The following is a 21,826-nucleotide window of genomic DNA, read 5'->3' as shown; positions in this document are numbered from 1 at the left end:
GTGCTTCAGGGTGTTGCCGAACCCGGTGGGAACTCGGCAAACATCTTGTTCAAACCGGCTTCAACCGCTTCGTTGACCTTTTCCGGCGAACTGGGAACGGTGCCACTGGCCGTACCGCGCCAGACCGCCTGCTGCGTACGCGCATCGAACATGTCCAGCACCAGTGTGCCCACGTCATAGGTATGGACCGTGGTGGTTGCCGAGCCCATTCCCATTCCTCCACCCCAACCACCACGCCAGCCCCAGCCGCCCATGCCGGTGCCGGAGTAGAAGGTATCCAGGGTCTGCTTCTGCGAGGTGGCCACATGTGCTGCCAGCGCTACATCGCCGCTGCTTTGGCCTTGCTTCCAACCCTTCGCGCGCAGCCGCGCGTCGACGCCGTCGACAATCCGTTGCTGCACCAGCGGCGCGACACCGGACGGCTTCTGCGCCCAGTAATACGAGTGGTAGGACGAAAAGTCTGCATTGCTGGCCTGGTCGGTCTTGACCGTAGGCGTTGACGTGCAGGCTGCCAGCGTGAGTGTGGCCAATGCCATGGCGAGGATCTTCATTGCTGTTCTCCAGTCGGGGTTTTGCCGCTGCCTGCGCTGGCAGGCATGCGGAATGCGATCAGCGCGGAGGGTTGACGACGATGTACTGCACGCTGGTGCCGTAGTACTGCGGCTGGTACCAGGTACTGCCGCATTGCTGGTAGGCAACGCCATTGATGACAGTGGTCACGCAGTTGGGTTGCAGCGAATCGACAATCGAACCGATCACCGCAGAGGTAACCGCAACACCGGCCGTCACTGCAGCAGCAGTAGCGAACGGGTGGTCATCCCAGTCGTTCCAGTGGTCGTGGTGGTCGTCATGCACATTCACATCAACGTTCACGTTGCGGTTGATGTTGCGGTTGACGTCACGATTGCGATTGATGTTGGCATTGCCGTTATGGTTGATGTCGTGGCGTACTGCCGGGCCGTTGGCCTGCCGGTTGTGTACCGGGCTGGTGGCCGGACGGTTGATGCTGGTCCGCGCCGTGGCGCGGGCACCACCCTGATGCCCGCCCGGTCCGCCACCTCGTGCGGCCTGCGCATCCAGCGCCGTGCCCATCGCCATTGCAAGCAACAAAGCCGTCGCCGGCAGCAGGAAGCGCCGTTCAATGATTGCGTGCATGTTCATTTCTCCCCCGGCTGCATGGCCACTGCATCCACCACCAGAATGCCGATCCGGGCGGCGCCCTGCGGCGGTGTGAAGGTGAATGACGCTTGGTTGATGGGAGCACGGACATCCCACTTCAGCCGCGCGGTATACGCAGGCAGTGCTGCGTCATCCTGACTGATGATGACGATCCTGCGTGGCAGGTGATCGTCCTGTCCGATCCACAGCTGCCAGTCCACGTCGGGCTGACGGAAGGCGTATTGATCGACAGCGGCGCCATCGACGCTGGCGGTGCCAACATGCACTGCCGAAGTAAGCACATTGTGCGGTGGCGTGGCGCTGCCCCATTGGAAAAGATCGGCCAACGGCAGGTCGATGCCGTACTCCGTCCATAGCTTCCCGGCCAGTTCGCTCAGTGTCGCATCCACATCATCGACGCTGGCGTAATACTTCAGCCGCGGCGAATACAAGGTCATCGTTTTTCCGTCATAGAACAGCTGACGATGGGTTCGGGCACTGTCCATGTCCACGAACAGGTGCCTGGGTGGCTGCACCTGATAGTTGACCCGGCTGTCGAGCTCGATTTTCTGACCGCTGTCGAGCACAACTTCGGTGGTGGCGTCCGATACCAGTGTGAACTGCTTGAGCGCTCGCAATGCTGCGCCCATTCGCTCCAGCGCAGCGACCGCCCCGGCATCCACTGCGGCAGGTGCAGCCGCTGCAGCGCTCGCTGCCTGCTTGGCGGCCTGCGAGGTCAGCGGTAGCGCTGCAAGCAGCAGCGCACTGCCGGCGACGAAGCCATATCGCTTTATTGTGTTCATCTGTTCTGCTCCGATTGCATGGCTCGATGGAACACGCCGGCTGGCGGCGGCGCGCGTGTCACTTTGCAGGCCACACCCGCACTGGCCCTACTCCGTCTCCAATGCCGGGCCAGGGCGCTTCCGCGCCCTGATCTCGGCGATGTCGCGCTCCAGGAAGTAGTTGAGAAAGGTGCGGATCAGGGCTACCGCGCCCAGCTGCGCAATCGCCTCCCAGGTGGGGACGATTGATGACTCGATGACATCGGCGGCCAACTGGAAGGTGAGCCCCGCGACCAGCCAGCGCCCGTAGTCCAGCCACACCTGACGCGCCTTTTCATGCGTATCCGGCTTGAACACCTGCACGACAACCCGCACGAAGGCAACCACCGTGGCGAAGCAGATGATCAGCGTCGCCATCAGGTCGATGATGTCCACCGCCGGCTCGGACATCAGCATCAGCCATTGCCGGATCATGTCCGTACCCTGCACTGCAGCGCTTGCGATGGATGCATTCGCATGGCCGCTTATCCACGCACCACGCAGCGGAAACCGAGATGCGAGGTCGCTGTGTCGATGCACTGCGCCATTCGCGCTGCGGGCCGGTAGCGCCGGCAATAGCTGGGCGCGCACAGATGTGAGCCGCCCTTGGTAACCCGCCGTGGCACCACGATGGGGTTGTGCGGATCATGGCTGTGCTCGCGCTGCCCGCCGCGCGGGTTGTCGATGGCACAGCAGGGTTTGCCCTGCAGTTGGTGCTGGGCGGTGTACCAGTCGTCGGTCCACTCCCAGACATTGCCGATCATATCCAGCAGCCCGTAGCCGTTGGCAGGAAAGGCACCCACCGGCGAGGTCCACTCGTATCCATCGTTCTTGTCATTGCGCCACGGGAACTCGCCCTGGAAGGTATTGGCCATGTAGCGCCCTGCCGGCACCAGCTCATCGCCCCAGGCAAATTCACCCTCCGTCCGGCCCCCGCGCGCAGCGAACTCCCACTCCGCCTCGCTGGGCAGATGCTTTCCCGCCCAGGCGGCATAGGCGGCAGCGTCTTCGTGCGCGACGTGCACAACCGGATGCAGATCCATCCCATCGATCGAGCTGCCCGGGCCACGCGGGTGGCGCCAGTCCGCGCCTGCGATGTACTGCCACCATTGATAGTGATTGGAATGATCCACCGGCCCCGGTGGCGGCACGAACACCACCGATGAGGGCACCAGCATTGCCGGGTCCGCGCCGGGGTAGTCCTCGGCATTGGCTGGACGTTCGGCCAAGGTGACATGCCCGGTAGCCTCGACGAACTGCCGGAACTGGTAGTTGGTTACCGGGCTGGCATCGATGCGGAACGGCGCAACCCGCACTTTGTGTGCAGGCCGCTCCTCCGGATAGTGATCGTCCGAGCCCATGACGAACAGACCGCCTGGAATCGATACCGGCACCTCATTGGCTTGGCACATCCATATTCTCCCGGTAGGTCGTTGCCATGGTTCCGCTGATGGTGCGGAACCGTGCCTTTGCGTCTGTCAAATACATCCGGCGACTGCCTACCCAACCCGCGCAAAACGCTGCATGCACCGCGTGCCAAGCTGGCCAACGTACGCTTCGCTCAGGCGAACGGCGCCACGTTGAACACCATGCTGACGATGGCGAACATGCCCAGCAGCCACAGCAAACCGGCCGTAATCAACGTGGCGGAGATCGGGTAAGGGCTTTCGCCATGCAACAGCCCCTGCTGCACCATTGTCTTGCGCTCCCGCCGCAGCGCCTTCATGAAATTCAGCTGATAGATGATGCCCAGCGTCAGCGCCAGAATGCCCAGCCCAACCATCGCCACCCCGAAAGTGCGTGGCGCATCGGACGCGATACGCACATCCGGCGCATGTACCAGCTTGCTGAATACCTGGAAGATCGTGAAGCCAAAGCTGATCAGTGACAACGCCGTCCGCATGATGGACATCAGCGTGCGGTCGGCACTCATGCGCGTCCGCTGGAACGACATTCCGGTGCGGCGCATCGACATCTCGGTGCGGTCGTCGGACAGATCAGTTCGGTACTCGGACAGGTCGGTGCGGTGTTCAGACAGCCCGGTGCGGTGATTGGACAGCCCGGTGCGGTAGGCAGAATACGCAACCGAGGCCTGATCGCTGTTTTCGTGATCCACCTCCGGCACCGGTGGTATCGGCTGCGCCACATTGCGGTCCGGGCGCGCATGCTGTTCGGCGTGTGGCGTCGCTTTTTTCCGGTGTTTCATGGATTCCTTCCATCTTCTTTGCGGGCGTTCCACCATTTGGCTACGCGCGCAACCGGCCCGCGCAATACCAGGTACGGAATGAATGCCAGCAAGACCGCCAGCACGAAGGTCTCCAGCGGATACTTGAAAGCGCCGTAGACCTTGAACTGATAGATCACATCCATCACCACGCCCAACAGCAGCACCCGGGTGACGGCGGTCACGCCCTCGCGGAAGGACCTGTTGCGTTCATCGTGCGGTGCGGACAACAGCCCTGCCATATACGGCGAGCGGCCGAGTTTTGCGTCTTTGATGCCGTCATGCAGCGCCGCCAGAAACGCCATGGTCGGCTGCAGGAAGAAGCGGAATGTCATCGGCCCATCGGTTCTTCCGAACAGATCGCTGGCGAATCGATGCAGATACTCCAGAAAGCCATCCACGGCCCGCACTCCTTCGACTGAGTGGCCAGCATGGAGGCGACGGAAAGCGCGCACAATCGCGATTACTACTGATGCTGGCCCAGTATTTTTACTGCTGGCCCGGCAGTGGACGATCACTAAGCTTGTTCTCCCGCACCAGACGGTCGCGAAGAGCTCGCATACGATGACATCCGACGACCTGTCGCTGATGCGTGGCGGCCTGATCTACCGGACCATGCACTGGATCGGCCTGCTGCGCAGTCGCCTGGCGTTGCCGCCGCTGATAGCCGCCGTACTGGTCACCGTGGCGTGCCTGCCCTTGGTACTGGCCTGTGCATGGGAAGGCACCCTGCTACCGGGCAGAGTGACAATGCCGTTGATCGCCGACGCCTCGGTGTATGCCCGCTTTGCACTGGCCCTGCCCTTGCTGGTATTGGCCGCCGCGCCGGCCGACCGCCTGCTGCGCAGCGCGGTACGCCAACTCAACCGTGCCGGATTGGTGCCCGCCAACCAGCATGCTGCCTTCGATACGCTGGTGGCGCGCGCCCGCGCCCTGCGTGACTCGCATATCCCGGAGTGGCTGTGCCTGCTGGTGGCGCTGGCGCCGGCCGTGCTCAGCCCACCAGTGGTAACCGAGCTTACCCATATCAGCGGCTGGCACGCCCAAGCCGACGGCAGTGCGTCGCTGGCTGCGTGGTGGGCCTGGTGGGTATCACTGCCGCTGTTTCACCTGGTCGGCTTGATGTGGATCTGGCGCTTCCTGATCTGGACCGTGCTGCTGTGGAGATTGACCCGGCTCGACCTGGACCTGCGGCCGCCGCACCCGGACGGCGCAGGCGGCATCGGCTTTCTCGGCTTCGCGCAACAGCGATTCTCGGCGTTGTCGCTGGCCGGCGGCATCGTGCTCTCGGGCAGCTGCATCAATCATTTCATCTATGCCGGCCAGACCCTGGCCGACGTGCACTATCTGCTGGCGGCCTATATTGTTGGCTCGGCAACACTGCTGCTTGCCCCGCTCGTCCTGCTTGCCCCGGCATTGATACGTGCCAAGCGCCATGCCCTGCTCAAATACAGCGCACTTGGCCACCGCGCCATCCGCAGTTTCGATCTGTACTGGAAACGCGGACAGCCGGACGAGGATGCGTCCAGCCTGCTGGACAGCCCGCAACCATCTGCTCTGGCCGACTTCGGCAGCGTGTACGCCAGCCTGGCGAAGATGTCATTGGTGCCGATATGCCGCGGCAATATCCTGTGGATGCTGTTGTCGGCAGCGGCTCCGCTGTTGCCACTGGTGTTTTTGGCCATGTCGGTTGACAGCCTGGCAAGCAAGCTGGTCTCGATCCTGTTCTGAGCATTGCGGCACCGCGCCTCAGCCCAGGCCGTTACCATGCTCGGCATTCATCCGTTTGACGATCGAGGCCGACATGAACGATCTGCCGGCAAGCACCTCGCGCACACCCAGCAACAGTTCTTCGCCGGCGTCGGCCTTCAACACATAGCCGCAGTGCCGATGACCCATGGCCCGCTGCACCAGCGCCGGGGCATCGTGCACGGTGATGAACACTACGTGGGCGATCACCCCTTCGGTGAGCAATCGTTCGGCAGCTGCCAGTCCATCAAGGCCAGGCATGGTGATATCGGTCACCACCACCACTGGCTTCAGTTCACGCGCCATGGACAGCAGGGAATGCCCGTCCTGCACCCAGCCAACTACCTCGAACTCGCTGGCAAGCAGCAACTGCAGCGGCCGGGCTACCGCCATGCTGTCTTCTGCCAGCAGTACCCGAATCGACTTCATTGTGTTCACCGACGCAGCCGTCGTCGACGCGATGTTGGCCCTTGCCTGCCATGGCTGCCACAGGAAAAAGACCCGCCACCGGCAAGTAAAACTACTTGCCCGGCTCAGGCCAACTGGCGTTCATCGTCGCGGAAGGCCTTTATCAGGCCAAGCTGATGCGCCCGACGTACCAGCTCCAGGGTTCCATGCACACCCATCTGCTGCATGATCGCGTATTTGTGCGACTCCACGGTACGTACCGACACACCCAGCTCGTAGGCGATCTGCTTGGAACGCAGCCCCTGGGCAACCCAGTCAAGGATGCGCCGCTGCTTGTCGGTGAGCACGAAGCGCTCGCCACGCCCGGACGAGCTCAACGCCATCGCGGCCAGCCCCGCGGTCAGATATACCCGCCCGGCCATGACCTCGTTGATCGCGTGCAGCAACTCCTCGCCGGCGGCGGCTTTCAACACATAACCGCCGGCACCGGTACGCAATGCCTCGGTCACGATCGCGCAGCCGTGATGCATGGACAGGAATACAAAGGGCGTAGTGTTGCCCTCGGCGCGCAGCTGTCGCATAGCCTCGATGCCGGTCATTTCACCCATGCTGATGTCGGTAACGATGATGTCGACACCACCTGCGCGAACCGCGCACAGTAGTTCTTCGCCGGACAGGACCAAGCGCACATCATCGAAACGATCACGCAACAGACGTACCACTCCCTCGCCAACCATCGCGTGATCATCGGCAACCAGCACGCGCAGCGCGGAGTGGGCACCCTGCAGTGAGGATGTTTCCATACATGCACCTCGACCAGGTAGAGGAACGCAGAAAGCCGAAAGCACTGCCCAAGGCAGTGCAATCGCTTCCATGTAAGCCGCACTCTATTAGGACAGTGTGTAGTTAATGTGAAACCCTGCCTTTCCTGCCCACACCGAGGGTTTCGCTGGGGCTTTCACCGAACAGCTGCCGGTATTCACTGGCGAAGCGGCCAAGGTGCGAGAAGCCCGAGCGCAGGGCGATCTCGGTAACGCCAATGCGCGGATGGTCCAACAGCAGCTGCCGGGCCTGGTTCAACCGCGCAACCTGATGCCAGCGCTTGGGCGTCATTCCGTAGACGTCACGGAACACCCGCTCGAGTTGGCGCTCGCTCATCGATAACGCAGATTCCAGTGCACGGCTGCTGAACTGCTGGGCATCAGGGCTGCGCAGATAGGCTTCGGCACGCTGCAGGAAGCGCTCGCGCTGCTGCAGCCTGCCTATCTGCCGACTGCCCTCATCGGCGCCAGCGGCGCGCTCCAAGGCATGCACGAATGCATCCAGCAGCAACTCACCCAACATTCCGGCTTCGGCCACCGAGGTCGCCGGGCCCCACTGCGATGCCCGTTGCAGCGCCAGTTGCACCCGCAACCGCAGCTTCAGGTTCCGGTCCGCAGTAAGCGGGCAAAGCCGCCAGCCACGCTCAGGTAACGGCAGTTCGCGTTGCAGGCGCGAGTACACGGCGGCCTGCAAGGAACTGCGTGGGATTCTCAACACCACCCATTGCCACAGCGGCGAAACCGATCGCACCGCCAGCTCACGGTCTTCGGCAAAGACCATCAACTGCCCTTCCACAACCCGCCGGCCATTGAGCCACATCGGCTCGCCGCAACGGGTGGCAAGCGCCAGGCCCATCATGTCGGGGGCGAACATGCCTTTGGCCAGCACCGGCTGTGTATAGGTGCCGCGGTCCAGGCTGAAATCCGGGAACACCATGCGCTGCGCACGTGCCCGGAAATAACCTGGACCGAGCAGGCGCTGCTCGAACCGGCTGTCCTTGACCACTCCCATCAGCGCTTCCGGATCAAAACCGTCTACCTCCAAGCAGCCGTAGTGCATGCCGTGGACTGCGAGAATCGGGGTTTCCATCGCTCACCTGTCGGAAAGTGGATAGCGGTTTGGATTCATGCGCCTTACAACAACTGCTGAAACGGGGGCGGGATCCGGGCTCCCATCGCCGTTCGCAAAGCATGCCGCTTTTTCAACGGCGGCTTAGCTTGTGCGATGCAGCGGTGGCGCCATGTGAAGATGGAGCTGCTTGCATGGGCGTGCGTAGCGTTTTTGGGCAGTTGTCACAATTGGAGTCGCATCGCGCTACCACCCGTTTCGCGGGCATGGCGGCCATTGCTGCAGCCGCTCAGCTGGTGTCGGTGGAGCCATGGATTTCCTCCAGCGGCTGCCATGCGCTATGGCTGCCAGGTGCTGCCCTGATGTGCGCCCTGCTATGGCGCCCTTACAGCGAATGGCTGGCCTGCTTCGCCGGCACCCTGCTCGGCTGCGTCGGCATACTTGCCCTGCGCGGCGCAACGGCCGCTGAGACCACAACGCTGATGTTTGGGTTGTTGTTGCTGGTCACTACTGCCACCTTGTTGATACGCCAGTTCGGCCTGCTGGACGCGACCAGGGTGGACTTCCCGCAGGTGGCCACATTCTGGGTGATCGCGGTGCTGGCGCTGCCGCTGACCAGCACCGGCTGGACCTTGCTGGTGCTGCGCAGCACCCTGCTGCCCGATTTTTCCGGCACGTGGCAGAACCTGCTGCTCGCCAACGCCTTGCCCTACCTGCTTATCGTGCCGACTTTCATCGCCTTGGTACGCATGCACCGGCGCGGCCGCGCCAACCGCATGTTGTCGCCACCGCGCGCGTTCCTGGCGTTGACGATGTTGCTGTTGCTGTGGGTCGCCTGGATGTTGCCCTGGGCTTCACCGATGGCTGAGCCCTTGCTGATGCTGGCATCCACGCTGATGATGGCGTGGTTATTGCTGGTGCTGGGGCCGGCAGGGGCGTTCCTGGCATTGTCTTGCTCCACCGTGCTGTGCATGGCCATCAGCAACCACGGCTGGGGGCCGTTGGCGCTGGGCGACGGCGCGCGCACCACGCTGGCAGTCCAACTATGGGCGTTCGGTGACGGCATCACCTTGTTGCTGCTGAGCGTACTGGTGGAGCAGCGACAAAGCGCACGCAGCTCGCTGCAGACGGCCAGCACCCGGTTGGCCGACATGACCGCGCAGATGCTGCGGGTGCAGGAGGAGGAACGCACCCGCATCGCGCGTGATCTGCACGACGACATCAATCAATCCCTGGCCGCGATCTCCATCCAGCTCAGCTCGCTGAAACGCGCCGCACCGGCCGTGGCCCGTGAGCAGATGGAAAGGTTGCAGGAGCAGGTGCTCGAGGTGTCCGGTGATGTCCGCCGGCTCTCTCACGATCTGCATCCCAGCCTGCTGCGTTACACCACACTGTCCAGCGCACTGCGCAGCCTGTGCGGCAGTTCTTGTCGGCATGCCAATACCCGCGTCCATTGCGACATCAACGACGAAGACGTTCTGGATGAGCAACAGAAGCTCAATCTGTTCCGCATCACCCAGGAAGCAATCCACAACGTCAACCGTCACGCACATGCACGCAACGCCTGGGTTCGCCTGCAGTTCGCCGGTGGTCAGGGCCTGCTCGAGGTAGAAGACGACGGTGTGGGCATTGACGAGAATGGCCCTGGCCTACGTCGCGGCCTGGGCATGATCAGCATAGAAGAACGCGCGCGTCTGCTCGGCGGCAGTTCGCACCTGCAGCGCGCCGGCGAAAGCGGCACCTTGCTGTCCATTGTGTTCCCCATCCGGCGGCAGGCGCTGGTCGATTCCCCGGCCCACGGAACTACCTGACGCGGTCCAGTAGTTTTACCGCAGCCGGCGGTGTTCGCGCCCCGCACAATGACCGCCAGAGCGTTGCCCCAAGGCAACGACATGCGCGGGAATATCCCATGCCCTACCCCAGGCTCACGCATCGTGTGCTCCCGCCGGCTGGCAACCTGGCCGCTGTATGGGCGCGCGCCTGCCAGTGTGCAGTGCCCTTGCTGCTTGCCCTATGGCTTTGCGGCACCGCCAGGGCGCAGACAACCGCCACCGACAGCGACAACACCAACGCTGCCGCACAGACGCAGGCCGCCACGCCATGCGTTGGCCTGGTGCTGGGCGGCGGCGGCGCGCGCGGTGCGGCGCATATCGGCGTATTGCAGGTGTTGGAACGCGAGCGCATCCCGATCTGCCAGATTGCCGGCACCAGCATGGGCGCAATCGTGGGTGGGCTATACGCCAGTGGCTACACCACCGACGAGTTGCAGCGCCTGATAGAAACCCTGGACTGGGCCGATCTGTTCGTCGATGACGCACCCCGCGTAGATCAACCAATGCGGCGCAAGGACGCAGACTTCCGCTATCTGCTGAACCTGGAAGTAGGCCTGCGCGATGGCAAGGTGGTGATGCCCGGCGGGCTGGTGCAGGGCCAGAAGCTGCTGCTGTTGCTGCGGCGGCTTACCCTGTCCAGCTGGGACCAGGATGATTTCAGCAAGCTGCCCATTCCATTCCGCGCCATCGCCGCCGACATCGGCAATGGGCAGCGGGTTGTGATGCAGCAAGGCGACCTGGCATTGGCAATCCGCTCCAGCATGTCGGTACCCGGGGCTTTTGCGCCACTGCGGGTGGATGGTCACCTGCTGGTGGATGGCGGCATGGTCGACAACGTACCGATAGATGTAGTGCGCGACATGGGCGCACAGCAATTGATCGTGGTTGACGTCGGCTCGCCGCTGCACCCGGAAACGGCACTGACCAACCCGGTCGCGATCATGGACCAGATGATCGGTGCATTGATGATCGAGAAGACCCAGCGACAGCTCGCCACGCTTACGACAGACGACGTACTGATCCGCCCTGAACTCGGCGACCTGACTGCTGCCCAGTTCGATCGCGGCAAGGAAGCCATTGCCGCAGGTGTGGCAGCCGCCGAGGCGGCGCTACCGCAACTGCGGCGGCATGCCGTGGATGAAAGCCGCTACCTCGCCTACCGCGGGCAACAGCGTAGACGTGCATTCGACCCAGGCTTGATCAGCTTCTTGGAAGTAGCACCGAGCCAGTCCACCGCCGCCACCCAACGTGTTCAACGCGCGCTGCGCGAAGAGGTGGGGAAGCCACTGGATGTGGATCGCCTGCAGCACGATCTTGGCGTCGCCTACAGCGCCAACCGCTTCCAGCAACTGGATTACCGGCTGGTGCAACGCGATGGCGAACGGGGGCTGCAGATCGTGCCCACCGACCGCCCCTGGTCGGTGTTCGGAAAATTCGGCTTCCAGCTCAGTGACAATTTTGCCGGCCGCAACAGCTACATGATCTCCAGCGAACTGACCGTCGTCGATATCAACCGCTGGGGCGCCGAGTGGCTGACGGTGCTGCATGCCGGCCATATCAGCGGCCTGTACTCGGAGTTCCACCAGCCACTTGGCGGTGGCATGTTCTACCTGCAACCCAGCCTGCAGGCTGAAGCTGAAACCCTGCCGCTGTGGGCGGGCAGCCAGCAGATTGCCGAATACCGCATCAAGCGGCGCGGCTTGGGCCTGACCGTCGGCTACACGCCCAGCCCGACCTTCGCACTTGACGCCGGGCTTATTCGCGGCCGCGACAGCAGCGATCAACTCGTCGGCAACCCGCTGGACTTCCGCCGCGACAAGCAGGACTTCGCCGCGCTGACGTTGAATGCCACCTGGGACTCGCTGGACAGCATCAACTTCCCGACCCAGGGTTGGCGCTTCAATGCCGACTATGAAATGTACCGGCGACAGCTGGGTGCCGATGTGGAGGGCGACGTAGTGCGCCTGACCGCCGATTGGGCGCATGCATGGGGCCGCTACCACCTGTTGCTCGGTGCGCACCTGAGCAGCGCGGTGGACGATGATCATTTTTTTCGGGCGCAGAGTTTTCTTGGCGGCTTCCTGAACCTGTCCGGTTACGACGAACGCGCCTTGTTCGGCAACCAGAGTGCGCTGCTGCGGGCGGTGGTGTATCGACGCACCGGCGATACCACACGGTTGTTTTCGCTGCCGTTGTATCTGGGCGCGAGCTTGGAGACAGGCAATGTGTGGCTGACCCGCGCCGCGATTGATGCTGACAACCTGGTGCTGGCAGGCAGTCTGTTCGCTGGCGTCGATACCCCCTTGGGCCCGATGTTCCTGGCCTACGGCATCAATGACGATGGCCAGGCGTCGTGGTATCTGACCTTCGGCTCGCTGCTGCGGCCAATGGGTAGATGACACTTCCATGATGAGCGACCCTCGCGATCCGGTACTTTTACTTAGTCAGGCCCAGTAAGTTCTCTACTCCGGACCGGCGCTGCAACCCGGAAGATGGGGAACCCTTCCCATGCAGCCGAGGCAGTGCAATGACTACCAAGCGACCCAATATTCTGGTGATCTGGGGCGATGACATTGGTATCTGGAACCTGTCGGCCTACAGCCGCGGCGCTATGGGCTACCGCACCCCGAACATCGACAGCATCGCCAAAGAGGGCGCGATATTCACCGACCACTACGCCCAACCCAGCTGCACAGCCGGGCGAGCGGCCTTCATCACCGGCCAGTTGCCGATACGCACCGGCTTGACCACCATCGGTCTGCCCGGCGCGCCACTCGGCCTCAAGAAAGAAGACCCCACCTTGGCCGAGGTATTGAAGCCGCTGGGGTATGCCACCGGTCAATTCGGCAAGAACCACCTTGGCGATCGCAACGAACACCTGCCCACCGTGCATGGTTTCGATGAATTCTTCGGCAACCTGTACCACCTCAATGCCGAGGAAGAGACCTCCGACGAAGACTACCCGGACAACCCAGCGTTGAAGAAGGAGCTGGGCCCGCGCGGTGTATTGCACAGCCACGCCAGCACCGATGACGATGCCACAGTTGATCCGCGATTCGGCAAGATCGGCCGCCAACGCATCAAAGACACCGGCCCACTGACACGCAAGCGCATGGAGACGGTGGACCAGGAGTTCATCGACGCATCGTTTACGTTCATGGAGAAGGCGCAGGAAGAAGGCAAGCCATTCTTCATCTGGTTGAATACCACGCGCATGCATGTCTTCACCCATGTACCGGAAGAATACAAACAGCAGGCGAAAGCCTTCACCAGTTACAGCGACCTGCATTGCGCCGGCATGCTCCAGCACGACGAGCAGATCGGGCTGGTGCTGCGCAAGCTGGAGGAAATGGGTATCGCCGACGATACGGTGGTCATCTACTCCACCGACAACGGTCCGGAACATTCGACCTGGCCGCACGGCTCCACCACTCCCTACCGCAGCGAGAAGATGACGACCTGGGAAGGTGGCCTGCGCGTGCCGATGATGGTGCGCTGGCGCGGCCACATACCCGCAGGCCGCGAGCTCAATGGCATCCACTGCGGCGAAGATGTGTTCACCACCTTGGCACACATCGCTGGTGCACCGGATATCCCGGCCAAGCTGGCGGCCGGCGATAAACTCGGCGGCGAGATCAACCACCGCTGCTACATCGACGGCCTGGACCAGCTCGCCTATTGGACCGGGAAAACCGAGACTTCTGCCCGCCACAGCTTCTACTACTATTCCGAATCGCACCTGCAGGCGATGCGCTGGAACCAATGGAAGATCCACTTCACGGTGCGCGATGGCTACTACGGCAGCGCCAAGCAGCTGGAAATACCGTGGTTGTTCAACATCCGCCAGGATCCGTTCGAGTCCTACGAGCAGGCACCGGGCCCTCGTGCGGAGCAGTCGCAGCACAAGAGCGGCATCATGAACATCATGCTGCATGAAATGCATGAGCATCTGCGCACGTTCAAGGATTACCCGCCGCGCCAGGAAGCCAGCAGCCTGAACATCGATGAGATGATCAAGAAGATGGCAGAGAGCAAGCTGGGGCAGTAAGCCGGGGTTGCGATGCAGGCCTGCACAGACGCGGCAGGTAGTTTTACTGCCGCGTTTCTGGTTTTTTTTCGGATTTCCGGCGGCGACGCCGATTGTAGGCTTTGGCTTATTACCCCGGAGCTGTGCTATGGACGCGAACAAGCCCAACATCCTCTTCATCATGGCCGACGACATCGGCTGGTTCAACGCAAGCTGTTACAACGACGGAATAATGGGTTACCGCACGCCAAACATCGACCGCATTGCCAAGGAGGGCGCCAGATTCACCGACTTCTACGGCCAACAGAGCTGTACCGCAGGCCGCGCCGCATTCATCACGGGCCAGTCGCCGATCCGCACTGGCTTGACCAAGGTCGGCATGCCTGGCGCAACGCTTGGTCTGGGGGCTGAGGATCCCACTGTCGCCAATGTACTAAAAAGCTACGGCTACGCGACCGGGCAGTTCGGCAAGAACCACCTGGGCGACCGCAACGAGCACCTGCCTACCGTGCACGGGTTTGATGAATTCTTTGGCAACCTCTATCACCTCAATGCCGAAGAAGAACCCGAATACGAGAATTACCCCAAGGATCCTGCATTCCGCAAACGCTTTGGGCCACGTGGCGTGCTCAAGTGCAAAGCAACAGACAAGGACGATGCCACTGACGATGCGCAGTTCGGCAGGGTCGGCAAGCAGGTCATAGAGAACACCGGCCCGCTCACCCGCAAGCGCATGGAAACCGTGGACGAGGAATTCGTCGGCGCCGCGCTGGATTTCATCGATCGCAACAACAAGGACGGCAAGCCTTGGTTCTGCTACTTCAATCCGACCCGCATGCATGTATTCACCCATCTCAAGCCTGCCTCGCGCGGCAAGACGGGCCTGGGCCTGTACCCGGATGGCATGGTTGAACTCGACGGCTACGTGGGCGAACTGCTGAAGAAGCTCGATGATCTGGGCATCGCCGACAACACCATGGTGGTGTTCACCACCGACAACGGCGCCGAAGTGCTGTCGTGGCCGGACGGCGGTGCAACCCCGTTCCGTGGCGAGAAGGACACCAACTGGGAAGGTGGCTGGCGCATTCCCTGTGTGTGGAAGTGGCCGGGCGTGATTGAGCCAGGACGCGTCGTCAATGACATCGCCTCGCTGCAGGACTTCATACCCACTTTTGCCGCCGCCAACGATGATCCTGACCTGGTGCAGAACCTGAAGAAGGGGCATGCGCTCGGCGCACAGACATTCAAGGTCCACCTGGACGGCGAGAATCTGCTGCCGTTCCTGCATGGCAAAGACGCTGAATCGCCGCGAAAGGCCTTCATCTACTGGAGCGACGATGGCGAATGCATGGCCGTGCGCATGGGCCGCTACAAGGTGGTTTTTCTGGAGCAGACCGAGACGGGAATCGAAGTCTGGCGCACCCATCTGCGGCCAATGCGCATCCCGAAATTCTTCGACCTGCGTTCGGACCCGTTCGAACGCGGCGAGGAAAGCTTCAAGTACAACGATTGGCTGGTGGAACAGAATTTCCTGCTCTATTCCGCACCGCCCTTGCTGATGAAGTGGCTGGAAAGCTTCAAGGAATTCCCGCCAAGGGCCAAGGCCGCAAGTTTCACCATTGATCGTGTAGTGGAATCCTTGATGCCCAAGTCCTGATCGCAACGCCTGCGCTGCAAACCTGCGCAGGGCGACAGCCATCACAAGCCTACAACGCTGCGCAGGCAATGCATGTGCCTGCGCAGCACAGGTTTGAAGCGCGGCCGGTCAAATCAGCGGAGGGATCTGCCGCACGCCGATGGCGGGGCTCCTGCTCGACAACTGTCCAGGCTCGCTTCTCGGTTCCTCCCCCGCGCAAGAGAGCGCTCATGAAAGAACATCCATGGATCTGGGTCCTCAGCTTGTTTATCGTTCCGCTGGTGGCAGCACTGGTGGTCAGCCTGGTGGTGCGCCATCGCGGGCTGTCCGCCAACGCCGTACTGACCTGGTTCGTGCTGGTGTGCTGGTGCGCCGCGGTCGGGATCATCCTGTCCCAAGTCAGCTGAAGCCGTGGCAAGCGGCCGTCGGGTAACAGTTGATGTGCCGGTTCACAGGCTGCCCAGAGTCGAATTCCTGGCCCGCGCGGCTCGGGCTTGCCCCGTCCGGATGCTCGCGTCGCAACTTGACTGAATACGTTTTTCCCCAATACTCCGCTGATGCTGAGCCAACATTTCCTGTTCTTCTTCGCCATGCTCGGCGCCTTCAACGGCCTGGTCGTGGCCTCGGTGCTGTGGTGGCGCGCCAGAGGCGAGCCCAGCCAGCGGTGGTTGGCGTTGTTGATCCTGATGGTCGGGGTGCGCACCGGCAAATCGGTTGCCTTCCATTTCTGGCCGGACATCCCCAGGATCGTTCTGCAGCTGGGCCTGACCGCCTGCTTCCTGATCGGCCCCTGCCTGTTCTTCCTGCTGCGCTCCAGCCTGGCCAACAGCACAGGGCTCAGCCGCATCGACCGCTGGCACGTCGCCGGCGTGCTGGCGATCACCCTGCTGGTGAATATGTTGCTGCCCTACACCGGCCATGTCGAGCTATGGCGATGGACCATTACCCCGGCCATCCAGTACATCTGGCTTGGCTATCTGCTGCTTGCGAGCGCGCAGTTGCTGCGGCACCGCAGCGGGCTCATGGGCACGCCTTCAGGCCGGTTGCTGCTGGGCGCATTGATTGGTGTCTGGCTCATCTGGGCGGCCTATTTCACCTCCGGCTACACCTCCTACATCGTCGGAGCGCTGTCCTTCACCTTTGTGCTGGCTGCAAGTGTGCTTGTGTATCTGCGTCTGCGGGCGGGCCGGGCACCGATCGAGCCCTACCAGGACCGACGCATCTCCGACGCCGAGGCAACGCCGCAGCTGCAGGCACTGGAAGAGCTGATGGACCGTGAGCGGCTGCATCTGGACCCGGCGCTGACCCTGCCCCGCCTCGCCCGCCGCCTCGGCATTCCGCAGACGCGCTTGTCACAACTGCTCAACGACAACAAACGGACCTCGTTCAAAAGTTATTTGGCGCAGCTGCGGGTGGTGGAGGCCAAGGCCTTGCTGCGGCAGCTGCCAGCCAAGCCGCTGGAACGGGTTGCCGAGGAGGCCGGCTTCCAATCGATGTCCACCTTCCACAGCGCCTTCAAAAAGCTCGAAGGGATTACCCCTGCGGCCTTCCGCGCAGCCGGAAACAACTCCGGGAATCGATTTCAGCACTCCTGAATTACACCCCAAGACATTGATCTGAAAGGGATCACCTAGTCTGCTGGCTCCACCTCACGAGCCAGCATCGATGCCCATATCCCGCTTGATCCCCATCCTGTTGTTGCTGCTGCTGGCCTGGCCCAGCGGCTTCCGCAATGCCCATGCCAGCACGGCCCCGACGATGGAGCCAGGGCTGAGCAGCAGCGCAGCCACTGCAATCACCAGCTCAAACCCGGGTGACGCCAACCTGGTCCCGGCGGCCGACGGCCAGCCCGGCCGCATCCTGTTCGTCCTTGCCAGCAGCAAGGTCCACGGCGATTCCACGCTGCCGGCCAGTGTCAGCTTTGGCGAGGTGGTCAACGCCTGGGACACCTTCCAGGCAGCCGGCCATGAGGTGGACTTTGTCTCACCCGATGGTGGCGCGGTGCCGATCCTGGACAGCTATGTCAGCCAGGACATGGAATCGCGGCTGCAGGACAGCCGCATCATGACCGGGCTGGGTAACACCCTGACCCCCGACCAGGTCGACCCCGAGCGCTACCGGGCCGTGTACTACGTCGGTGGCAGCAATGCCATGTATGGCGTGGCCGAGGACCGCCGCCTGCAGGGCATCGCCATGCATGTCTACGAGCGCAACGGCGGGGTGATCTCGGCGGTCTGCCACGGCACCGCCGGCATCGTGAACCTCCGGCTATCCGATGGCCAAAGCCTGCTTGCCGGCAAGCGCATCACCGGTTTCCCGGAGGAGCATGAAGATCAGGCTGCGGCGTACTTCAAGCAGTTCCCGTTTCTCATCCGCAAAACAGTGGGCGAACGCGGCGGCATCTTCCGCGCCGTCGACAGTGAGGCGCCCTACATCGAAGTCGACGGGCGCGTGGTGACGGGCCAGAACTACGCCTCGGCCGCACCGTTGGCACAGGCCGTCGTCGAACTTCTACGTAGCCAGGCAGCCTCGACCACTACCGGCAACACCGCGACCGACTGAGTGGCGGCACAGCGCCGTTCACAGGTTTCCAGATACCCATCCATCCACCAATGACCACCAGGACTAAAATGAAATCCTCCTTACGCTCGCTTGTGCTCGCAGCAGCACTGATTCTCCTCCCCGCATCCGCAATGGCGCAGAACAGCAATCGCGCGGCCGTCGAACAAGTCATGCAACAGCTGATGCGAGGCTTTGAGGCCGGCGATTCCGCACTTATCTTTGAAGCCTTCAGAAAGGACGGCATCGTCGTCGGGCATTCAACGGCCACCGGCAAGATTGTCACGTTGACTGCCGAGGAATGGGCTGAAGGATTTCCGGGCAAACCTGCTGCCGATGAAGACCAGCGCCATCGAACCTACGAGATCCTGGACGTCACCGATGAAATAGCGATGGTCAAAGTGGTGCTGAACTACCCAGGCTGGGATGGCGTGGACTATCTGGCACTGCTGAACATTGACGGCAAGTGGATGATCGCCAGCAAGTCGTGGGGCGGCAAGCGCAAGCCCGCAACTTCATAACGGCTGCCTACGCCTTCAACCTCAGCATCGTAGACACAGCGCGCCCGGTTGCCAGCGGGCGCGCTGTCATGGCAATGAAAGCCTGGTTGCATGGTGGCCCGCGATGGCAGATGTATGCGATGGTAGCTGCCGGCCAATCCGCAAACGTGGCTCATCCTGCTGCTGCGCTAACGCAGCGCCTCCTCGGCCTGGGCTTCGCGCTGCAGCCATGCCAGAAACGCACTGATTGCGGGCTTCTCATCCGCGCCAGGCAAGGTCACAGCATAGTACGCAAACGCGGTTGGCCAAGGCTGATCCAAGGCAACGGCCAGCCGCCCGCTCGCCACTTCGGCCTGCACGTAGACATCACGCACCATGGCGATGCCCTGCCCGGCCTCAGCTGCCCGGATCAGCAACACATCGTCATCGAAAGCGGGCCCGCGCTCGATGCGTGGATCATCCGCCATCCCCAGCGCCTTGAACCACAACCGCCAATCGCTGCGGTCGGAATCCTGCAGCAACGGATATTTCAGGCAGTCCTTTGGCGAGCGTATGCGCGGTCCCTCGGCCAGCAGACCAGGGCAAGCGACCGGCAGGAACACCGGCGATGCCAGATGCCGCGAGACCAACCCAGGGTATTGCCCGAGGCCATGACGAACGGCGACATCGATGCGGTCACGGCGCAGATCAACCAGTGCCGAAGATGCCTCCACCCGTATCTCGATATCCGGATGCTGGCCGGTAAAACGGCCCAAGCGCGGCACCAGCCAGGATGCGGCGAAGCTCGGTACCGTGCTTATCGTCAAGGTCTGACGCCCGTTGATCGCCTCGAGCAGCGCCATGCTGTCCTGGATGGTGTCGAATGCGCGGAGCAATGCCGGGTAAACCTGTGCGCCGGCAGGGCTGAGCGCAACCCCGTTGCGGTTGCGGATGAACAGGCTCACGCCGGTGCGCTCGGTCAACAGTTTCAGCTGCTGACTGATGGCACCGGGGCTGACCCCCATCACTTCGGCGGCGGCTTTGAGACTGCCGTGCCGGCCGGTCTCCACAAACGCACGCAACGCCAACAGCGGAAGGACTGCGCCCATGAGTTTGGATTTCCTGACGTTGTGCTTTAGAAAAAATCGGTATTGGCGCGGCCAATCGGCGCTCAGCATGGGCCATTGGACAAAGTAAGAAAAGCTAAATTTATGGATAGCCGGTTACAGGCCAGGCTCGCGCCGTTGAGTGGCGGCCACATTCACACGCCGCTGGGCCAGATGCTGGCCATCGTCGACCCCGTCGGGGCCTTGCTCCGTCTGGATTTCATTGATGACGAGCGCGCGGCGGGTTGCCAGGAGTGGGCGCTGCCGCTGCAACCGGACCCGCATGCGGTAAGCCGTGTGGCTGCCCAGCTTGACGAATACTTCAATGGCGAACGGAAGGTCTTCACCCTGCCATTGGCACCACGCGGAAGCGAATTTCTACGCCGCGAATGGCTGAAACTGGCTGAGGTTCCGTATGCCTCAACCACCACCTACGGTGCGCTTGCACGACAACTGCAGCCGGCCTCGTCGGCCCGCGCCATCGGCCGCGCCAATGCGCTCAATCCGATCTCCATCATCATCCCCTGCCACCGGATCATCGCTACCAATGGTTCCTTGTCCGGCTACAGCGCTGGCCTTCAACGCAAGGCGGCTCTGCTCACACACGAGGCCTCGGCCCGCCAACATATCCTGTTCAACAGCAAGTATCCGTGACCCCAGTTCACATCAGAAAAACTAACTTCTTACGAGAAGGAAAATCGTTTTTTCCAGCACCCGGTGACACCTAGACTGCGGCCATTCCCAGTCCCAGGACGTCAACTGAAATGAACTTTGCAACAACTGCGGGAGCACAGCGATGAGCGCCAACGCCCGCAATCACCGCACACGCGGCTTCGTCCTGATCGGGATTGCCGTCGGCGTGGTCATCCTGCTTGTTCTGCTCGCACTCTTTGATGCCCATCGCAAACGCAGTGCGGCCAGCGCTGCGGCCACTGCCAGCGCACCGTCAGCGGTAGCGGTTGTCGCCGAAGCCGCAAGACGCGAAACACTGCCCAGACAGATCGAAGCAATCGGCACGGTGGTAGCGGACCAGCAGGTACTGGTAGCGGCCGAGGTAGCCGGCCGAATCACGGCACTGCACTTCACCAGCGGCCAGTCCGTCAAGGCTGGCGCAGCATTGGCGCAGCTCAATGATGCGCCGCTGCAACGCGAGCTTGACCGCCACCGCGCGGCGGCAACGCTGGCGGACGCAAGCCTGGCACGCGCGCACCGCCTGAAAGACCAGATCCTTTCACGTGCCGAGTTCGAGCAGCACCAAGCCAGCCATGCCCAGCAACACGCGCAGGTCGCGGAGGTACAGGCGCAGATCGCACAACGACGCGTACGCGCACCATTCGAGGGTGTGCTGGGCGTGCGCCAGGTCAACCTTGGTCAGTTCGTTGAAGCGGGCACACCAATCGCCACGCTGACCGACCTTCGCCATCTGCATGTCGACTTCCGGGTGCCGGAGCGGTTCCTATCGCTGCTGAGCGAAGGTCTGGCAGTACAGCTGAGCGCTGATGGTGTCGCCGACAGCAGCACCATCGGCCGCATCAGCGCCATTGATCCACGCGTGGATCAGAACGATCGCATGGTCACCGTGCGCGCCACCCTGCCCACCGCTGACAAGGGCAAGTTGTGGCCAGGAACCTTCGCCCGGGTGCTGGTAACGCTGCCGCCCGAGCCACCTGCGGTGACGGTACCTGCCATCGCGATCAGCGCGTCGCTGTCTGGCGATTCGCTCTATGTCGTCCGTGACAACAACGGCAAGCCTCAGGCGCATCTGCTACCGGTACAGACCGGCGTGCGCCACGGGGACCGCGTAGCACTGCATAGCGGCAGCCTGCAGGCAGGTGAGCTGGTGGTCACTTCAGGCCAGATCAATCTGCAGGACGGCGCCCAGGTGAGCATGCCTGCCACTGCAGTCCCACCCGTTGCTGCAAGCAAGGGGCAGTGAC

General features: G+C 62.4%; 22 protein-coding genes. 11 read left to right on the top strand and 11 right to left on the bottom strand.

Annotated features, from left to right (window positions below):
* Positions 1-5: 5 nt before the first annotated feature.
* From ABE493_RS00390 to ABE493_RS00360, 7 genes are all read right to left on the bottom strand, one after another.
* A complete protein-coding gene (locus ABE493_RS00390; protein WP_346496184.1) occupies positions 6-551 on the bottom strand; it encodes a DUF4136 domain-containing protein in 546 nt (181 codons plus the stop codon).
* A 58-nt stretch (positions 552-609) separates the two neighbouring features.
* Positions 610-1,155, bottom strand: coding sequence for a hypothetical protein (locus ABE493_RS00385; protein WP_346496182.1), 546 nt, complete (start codon positions 1,153-1,155; stop codon positions 610-612).
* 2 nt (positions 1,156-1,157) lie between these two features.
* Entirely contained in the window at positions 1,158-1,961 is an 804-nt protein-coding gene (locus ABE493_RS00380) for a DUF2092 domain-containing protein (RefSeq protein WP_346496180.1), read from the bottom strand.
* 87 nt (positions 1,962-2,048) lie between these two features.
* The gene (locus ABE493_RS00375) at positions 2,049-2,414 is read right to left on the bottom strand and encodes a DUF1622 domain-containing protein (RefSeq protein ID WP_346496178.1); all 366 of its coding nucleotides are present in this window, start codon (positions 2,412-2,414) and stop codon (positions 2,049-2,051) included.
* Between the two features lie 50 nt (positions 2,415-2,464).
* Positions 2,465-3,391 carry a formylglycine-generating enzyme family protein gene (locus ABE493_RS00370; RefSeq protein WP_346496176.1) on the bottom strand — a complete coding sequence of 309 codons (927 nt, stop codon included), beginning with the start codon at positions 3,389-3,391 and terminating at the stop codon, positions 2,465-2,467.
* A gap of 149 nt (positions 3,392-3,540) precedes the next feature.
* Complete coding sequence (locus tag ABE493_RS00365; protein WP_346496174.1) at positions 3,541-4,221, bottom strand: YidH family protein; 681 nt, start codon at positions 4,219-4,221, stop codon at positions 3,541-3,543.
* Entirely contained in the window at positions 4,182-4,604 is a 423-nt protein-coding gene (locus ABE493_RS00360; protein WP_346496172.1) for a hypothetical protein, read from the bottom strand. The genes ABE493_RS00365 and ABE493_RS00360 overlap by 40 nt, the downstream gene beginning before the upstream one ends.
* A 163-nt stretch (positions 4,605-4,767) precedes the next feature.
* Here ABE493_RS00360 and ABE493_RS00355 point away from each other — a divergent pair, with 163 nt between their 5' ends.
* Entirely contained in the window at positions 4,768-5,934 is a 1,167-nt protein-coding gene (locus ABE493_RS00355) for a hypothetical protein (protein WP_346496170.1), read from the top strand.
* Between the two features lie 18 nt (positions 5,935-5,952).
* Here ABE493_RS00355 and ABE493_RS00350 read toward each other — a convergent pair whose 3' ends face one another.
* From ABE493_RS00350 to ABE493_RS00340, 3 genes are all read right to left on the bottom strand, one after another.
* On the bottom strand, positions 5,953-6,381 hold the full coding sequence (locus tag ABE493_RS00350) for a response regulator (protein WP_346496169.1): 429 nt from the start codon (positions 6,379-6,381) through the stop codon (positions 5,953-5,955).
* Between the two features lie 104 nt (positions 6,382-6,485).
* Entirely contained in the window at positions 6,486-7,163 is a 678-nt protein-coding gene (locus ABE493_RS00345) for a response regulator transcription factor (protein ID WP_346496168.1), read from the bottom strand.
* Positions 7,164-7,266: 103 nt separating this feature from the next.
* Positions 7,267-8,271: a helix-turn-helix domain-containing protein gene (locus ABE493_RS00340; RefSeq protein ID WP_346496167.1), complete on the bottom strand. Its 1,005-nt coding sequence runs from the start codon at positions 8,269-8,271 to the stop codon at positions 7,267-7,269.
* A 173-nt stretch (positions 8,272-8,444) separates the two neighbouring features.
* Between ABE493_RS00340 and ABE493_RS00335 the strand changes: the two genes are divergently transcribed.
* The 8 genes from ABE493_RS00335 (at position 8,445) to ABE493_RS00300 (ending at position 18,825) form a co-directional block, all read left to right on the top strand.
* Positions 8,445-10,061, top strand: a complete 1,617-nt coding sequence (locus ABE493_RS00335; protein ID WP_346496166.1) for a sensor histidine kinase — start codon at positions 8,445-8,447, stop codon at positions 10,059-10,061.
* A 98-nt stretch (positions 10,062-10,159) separates the two neighbouring features.
* The gene (locus ABE493_RS00330) at positions 10,160-12,481 is read left to right on the top strand and encodes a patatin-like phospholipase family protein (protein WP_346496165.1); all 2,322 of its coding nucleotides are present in this window, start codon (positions 10,160-10,162) and stop codon (positions 12,479-12,481) included.
* Positions 12,482-12,609: 128 nt separating this feature from the next.
* Positions 12,610-14,130: an arylsulfatase gene (locus ABE493_RS00325; RefSeq protein WP_346496163.1), complete on the top strand. Its 1,521-nt coding sequence runs from the start codon at positions 12,610-12,612 to the stop codon at positions 14,128-14,130.
* 127 nt (positions 14,131-14,257) lie between these two features.
* Positions 14,258-15,766: an arylsulfatase gene (locus ABE493_RS00320; protein ID WP_346496162.1), complete on the top strand. Its 1,509-nt coding sequence runs from the start codon at positions 14,258-14,260 to the stop codon at positions 15,764-15,766.
* A 209-nt stretch (positions 15,767-15,975) separates the two neighbouring features.
* Positions 15,976-16,152 carry a hypothetical protein gene (locus tag ABE493_RS00315; protein WP_346496160.1) on the top strand — a complete coding sequence of 59 codons (177 nt, stop codon included), beginning with the start codon at positions 15,976-15,978 and terminating at the stop codon, positions 16,150-16,152.
* A gap of 150 nt (positions 16,153-16,302) precedes the next feature.
* Positions 16,303-17,340 carry an AraC family transcriptional regulator gene (locus ABE493_RS00310; protein ID WP_346496158.1) on the top strand — a complete coding sequence of 346 codons (1,038 nt, stop codon included), beginning with the start codon at positions 16,303-16,305 and terminating at the stop codon, positions 17,338-17,340.
* A gap of 70 nt (positions 17,341-17,410) precedes the next feature.
* Positions 17,411-18,307 carry a type 1 glutamine amidotransferase domain-containing protein gene (locus ABE493_RS00305; protein ID WP_346496156.1) on the top strand — a complete coding sequence of 299 codons (897 nt, stop codon included), beginning with the start codon at positions 17,411-17,413 and terminating at the stop codon, positions 18,305-18,307.
* Between the two features lie 131 nt (positions 18,308-18,438).
* Positions 18,439-18,825 carry a nuclear transport factor 2 family protein gene (locus ABE493_RS00300; protein WP_346496154.1) on the top strand — a complete coding sequence of 129 codons (387 nt, stop codon included), beginning with the start codon at positions 18,439-18,441 and terminating at the stop codon, positions 18,823-18,825.
* Between the two features lie 167 nt (positions 18,826-18,992).
* On the opposite strand, the gene ABE493_RS00295 is transcribed toward ABE493_RS00300, so the two are convergent.
* Positions 18,993-19,892: a LysR substrate-binding domain-containing protein gene (locus ABE493_RS00295; protein WP_346496152.1), complete on the bottom strand. Its 900-nt coding sequence runs from the start codon at positions 19,890-19,892 to the stop codon at positions 18,993-18,995.
* A 75-nt stretch (positions 19,893-19,967) separates the two neighbouring features.
* Here ABE493_RS00295 and ABE493_RS00290 point away from each other — a divergent pair, with 75 nt between their 5' ends.
* Together ABE493_RS00290 and ABE493_RS00285 are read left to right on the top strand one after the other, a co-directional pair.
* A complete protein-coding gene (locus ABE493_RS00290; protein WP_346496150.1) occupies positions 19,968-20,543 on the top strand; it encodes a methylated-DNA--[protein]-cysteine S-methyltransferase in 576 nt (191 codons plus the stop codon).
* Positions 20,544-20,685: 142 nt separating this feature from the next.
* The gene (locus tag ABE493_RS00285) at positions 20,686-21,825 is read left to right on the top strand and encodes an efflux RND transporter periplasmic adaptor subunit (protein WP_346496148.1); all 1,140 of its coding nucleotides are present in this window, start codon (positions 20,686-20,688) and stop codon (positions 21,823-21,825) included.
* The last annotated feature ends 1 nt before the right edge of the window (position 21,826 follow it).

The organism is Stenotrophomonas terrae (genome assembly GCF_039674165.1).
Classification (GTDB): domain Bacteria; phylum Pseudomonadota; class Gammaproteobacteria; order Xanthomonadales; family Xanthomonadaceae; genus Stenotrophomonas; species Stenotrophomonas terrae_A.
Note: the sequence above shows the minus strand (reverse complement) of the source record. Positions and strands in the feature narration are given on the sequence as shown.

Excerpts from the sequence above, each read along its gene's own strand:
- ABE493_RS00390 (WP_346496184.1), bottom strand. The coding sequence starts at position 551 with ATGAAGATCCTCGCCATGGCATTGGCCACACTCACGCTGGCAGCCTGC.
- ABE493_RS00385 (WP_346496182.1), bottom strand. The coding sequence starts at position 1,155 with ATGCACGCAATCATTGAACGGCGCTTCCTGCTGCCGGCGACGGCTTTG.
- ABE493_RS00380 (WP_346496180.1), bottom strand. The coding sequence starts at position 1,961 with ATGAACACAATAAAGCGATATGGCTTCGTCGCCGGCAGTGCGCTGCTG.
- ABE493_RS00375 (WP_346496178.1), bottom strand. The coding sequence starts at position 2,414 with ATGATCCGGCAATGGCTGATGCTGATGTCCGAGCCGGCGGTGGACATC.
- ABE493_RS00370 (WP_346496176.1), bottom strand. The coding sequence starts at position 3,391 with ATGTGCCAAGCCAATGAGGTGCCGGTATCGATTCCAGGCGGTCTGTTC.
- ABE493_RS00365 (WP_346496174.1), bottom strand. The coding sequence starts at position 4,221 with ATGGTGGAACGCCCGCAAAGAAGATGGAAGGAATCCATGAAACACCGG.
- ABE493_RS00355 (WP_346496170.1), top strand. The coding sequence starts at position 4,768 with ATGACATCCGACGACCTGTCGCTGATGCGTGGCGGCCTGATCTACCGG.
- ABE493_RS00350 (WP_346496169.1), bottom strand. The coding sequence starts at position 6,381 with ATGAAGTCGATTCGGGTACTGCTGGCAGAAGACAGCATGGCGGTAGCC.
- ABE493_RS00345 (WP_346496168.1), bottom strand. The coding sequence starts at position 7,163 with ATGGAAACATCCTCACTGCAGGGTGCCCACTCCGCGCTGCGCGTGCTG.
- ABE493_RS00340 (WP_346496167.1), bottom strand. The coding sequence starts at position 8,271 with ATGGAAACCCCGATTCTCGCAGTCCACGGCATGCACTACGGCTGCTTG.
- ABE493_RS00335 (WP_346496166.1), top strand. The coding sequence starts at position 8,445 with ATGGGCGTGCGTAGCGTTTTTGGGCAGTTGTCACAATTGGAGTCGCAT.
- ABE493_RS00330 (WP_346496165.1), top strand. The coding sequence starts at position 10,160 with ATGCCCTACCCCAGGCTCACGCATCGTGTGCTCCCGCCGGCTGGCAAC.
- ABE493_RS00325 (WP_346496163.1), top strand. The coding sequence starts at position 12,610 with ATGACTACCAAGCGACCCAATATTCTGGTGATCTGGGGCGATGACATT.
- ABE493_RS00320 (WP_346496162.1), top strand. The coding sequence starts at position 14,258 with ATGGACGCGAACAAGCCCAACATCCTCTTCATCATGGCCGACGACATC.
- ABE493_RS00315 (WP_346496160.1), top strand. The coding sequence starts at position 15,976 with ATGAAAGAACATCCATGGATCTGGGTCCTCAGCTTGTTTATCGTTCCG.
- ABE493_RS00310 (WP_346496158.1), top strand. The coding sequence starts at position 16,303 with ATGCTGAGCCAACATTTCCTGTTCTTCTTCGCCATGCTCGGCGCCTTC.
- ABE493_RS00305 (WP_346496156.1), top strand. The coding sequence starts at position 17,411 with ATGCCCATATCCCGCTTGATCCCCATCCTGTTGTTGCTGCTGCTGGCC.
- ABE493_RS00300 (WP_346496154.1), top strand. The coding sequence starts at position 18,439 with ATGGCGCAGAACAGCAATCGCGCGGCCGTCGAACAAGTCATGCAACAG.
- ABE493_RS00295 (WP_346496152.1), bottom strand. The coding sequence starts at position 19,892 with ATGGGCGCAGTCCTTCCGCTGTTGGCGTTGCGTGCGTTTGTGGAGACC.
- ABE493_RS00285 (WP_346496148.1), top strand. The coding sequence starts at position 20,686 with ATGAGCGCCAACGCCCGCAATCACCGCACACGCGGCTTCGTCCTGATC.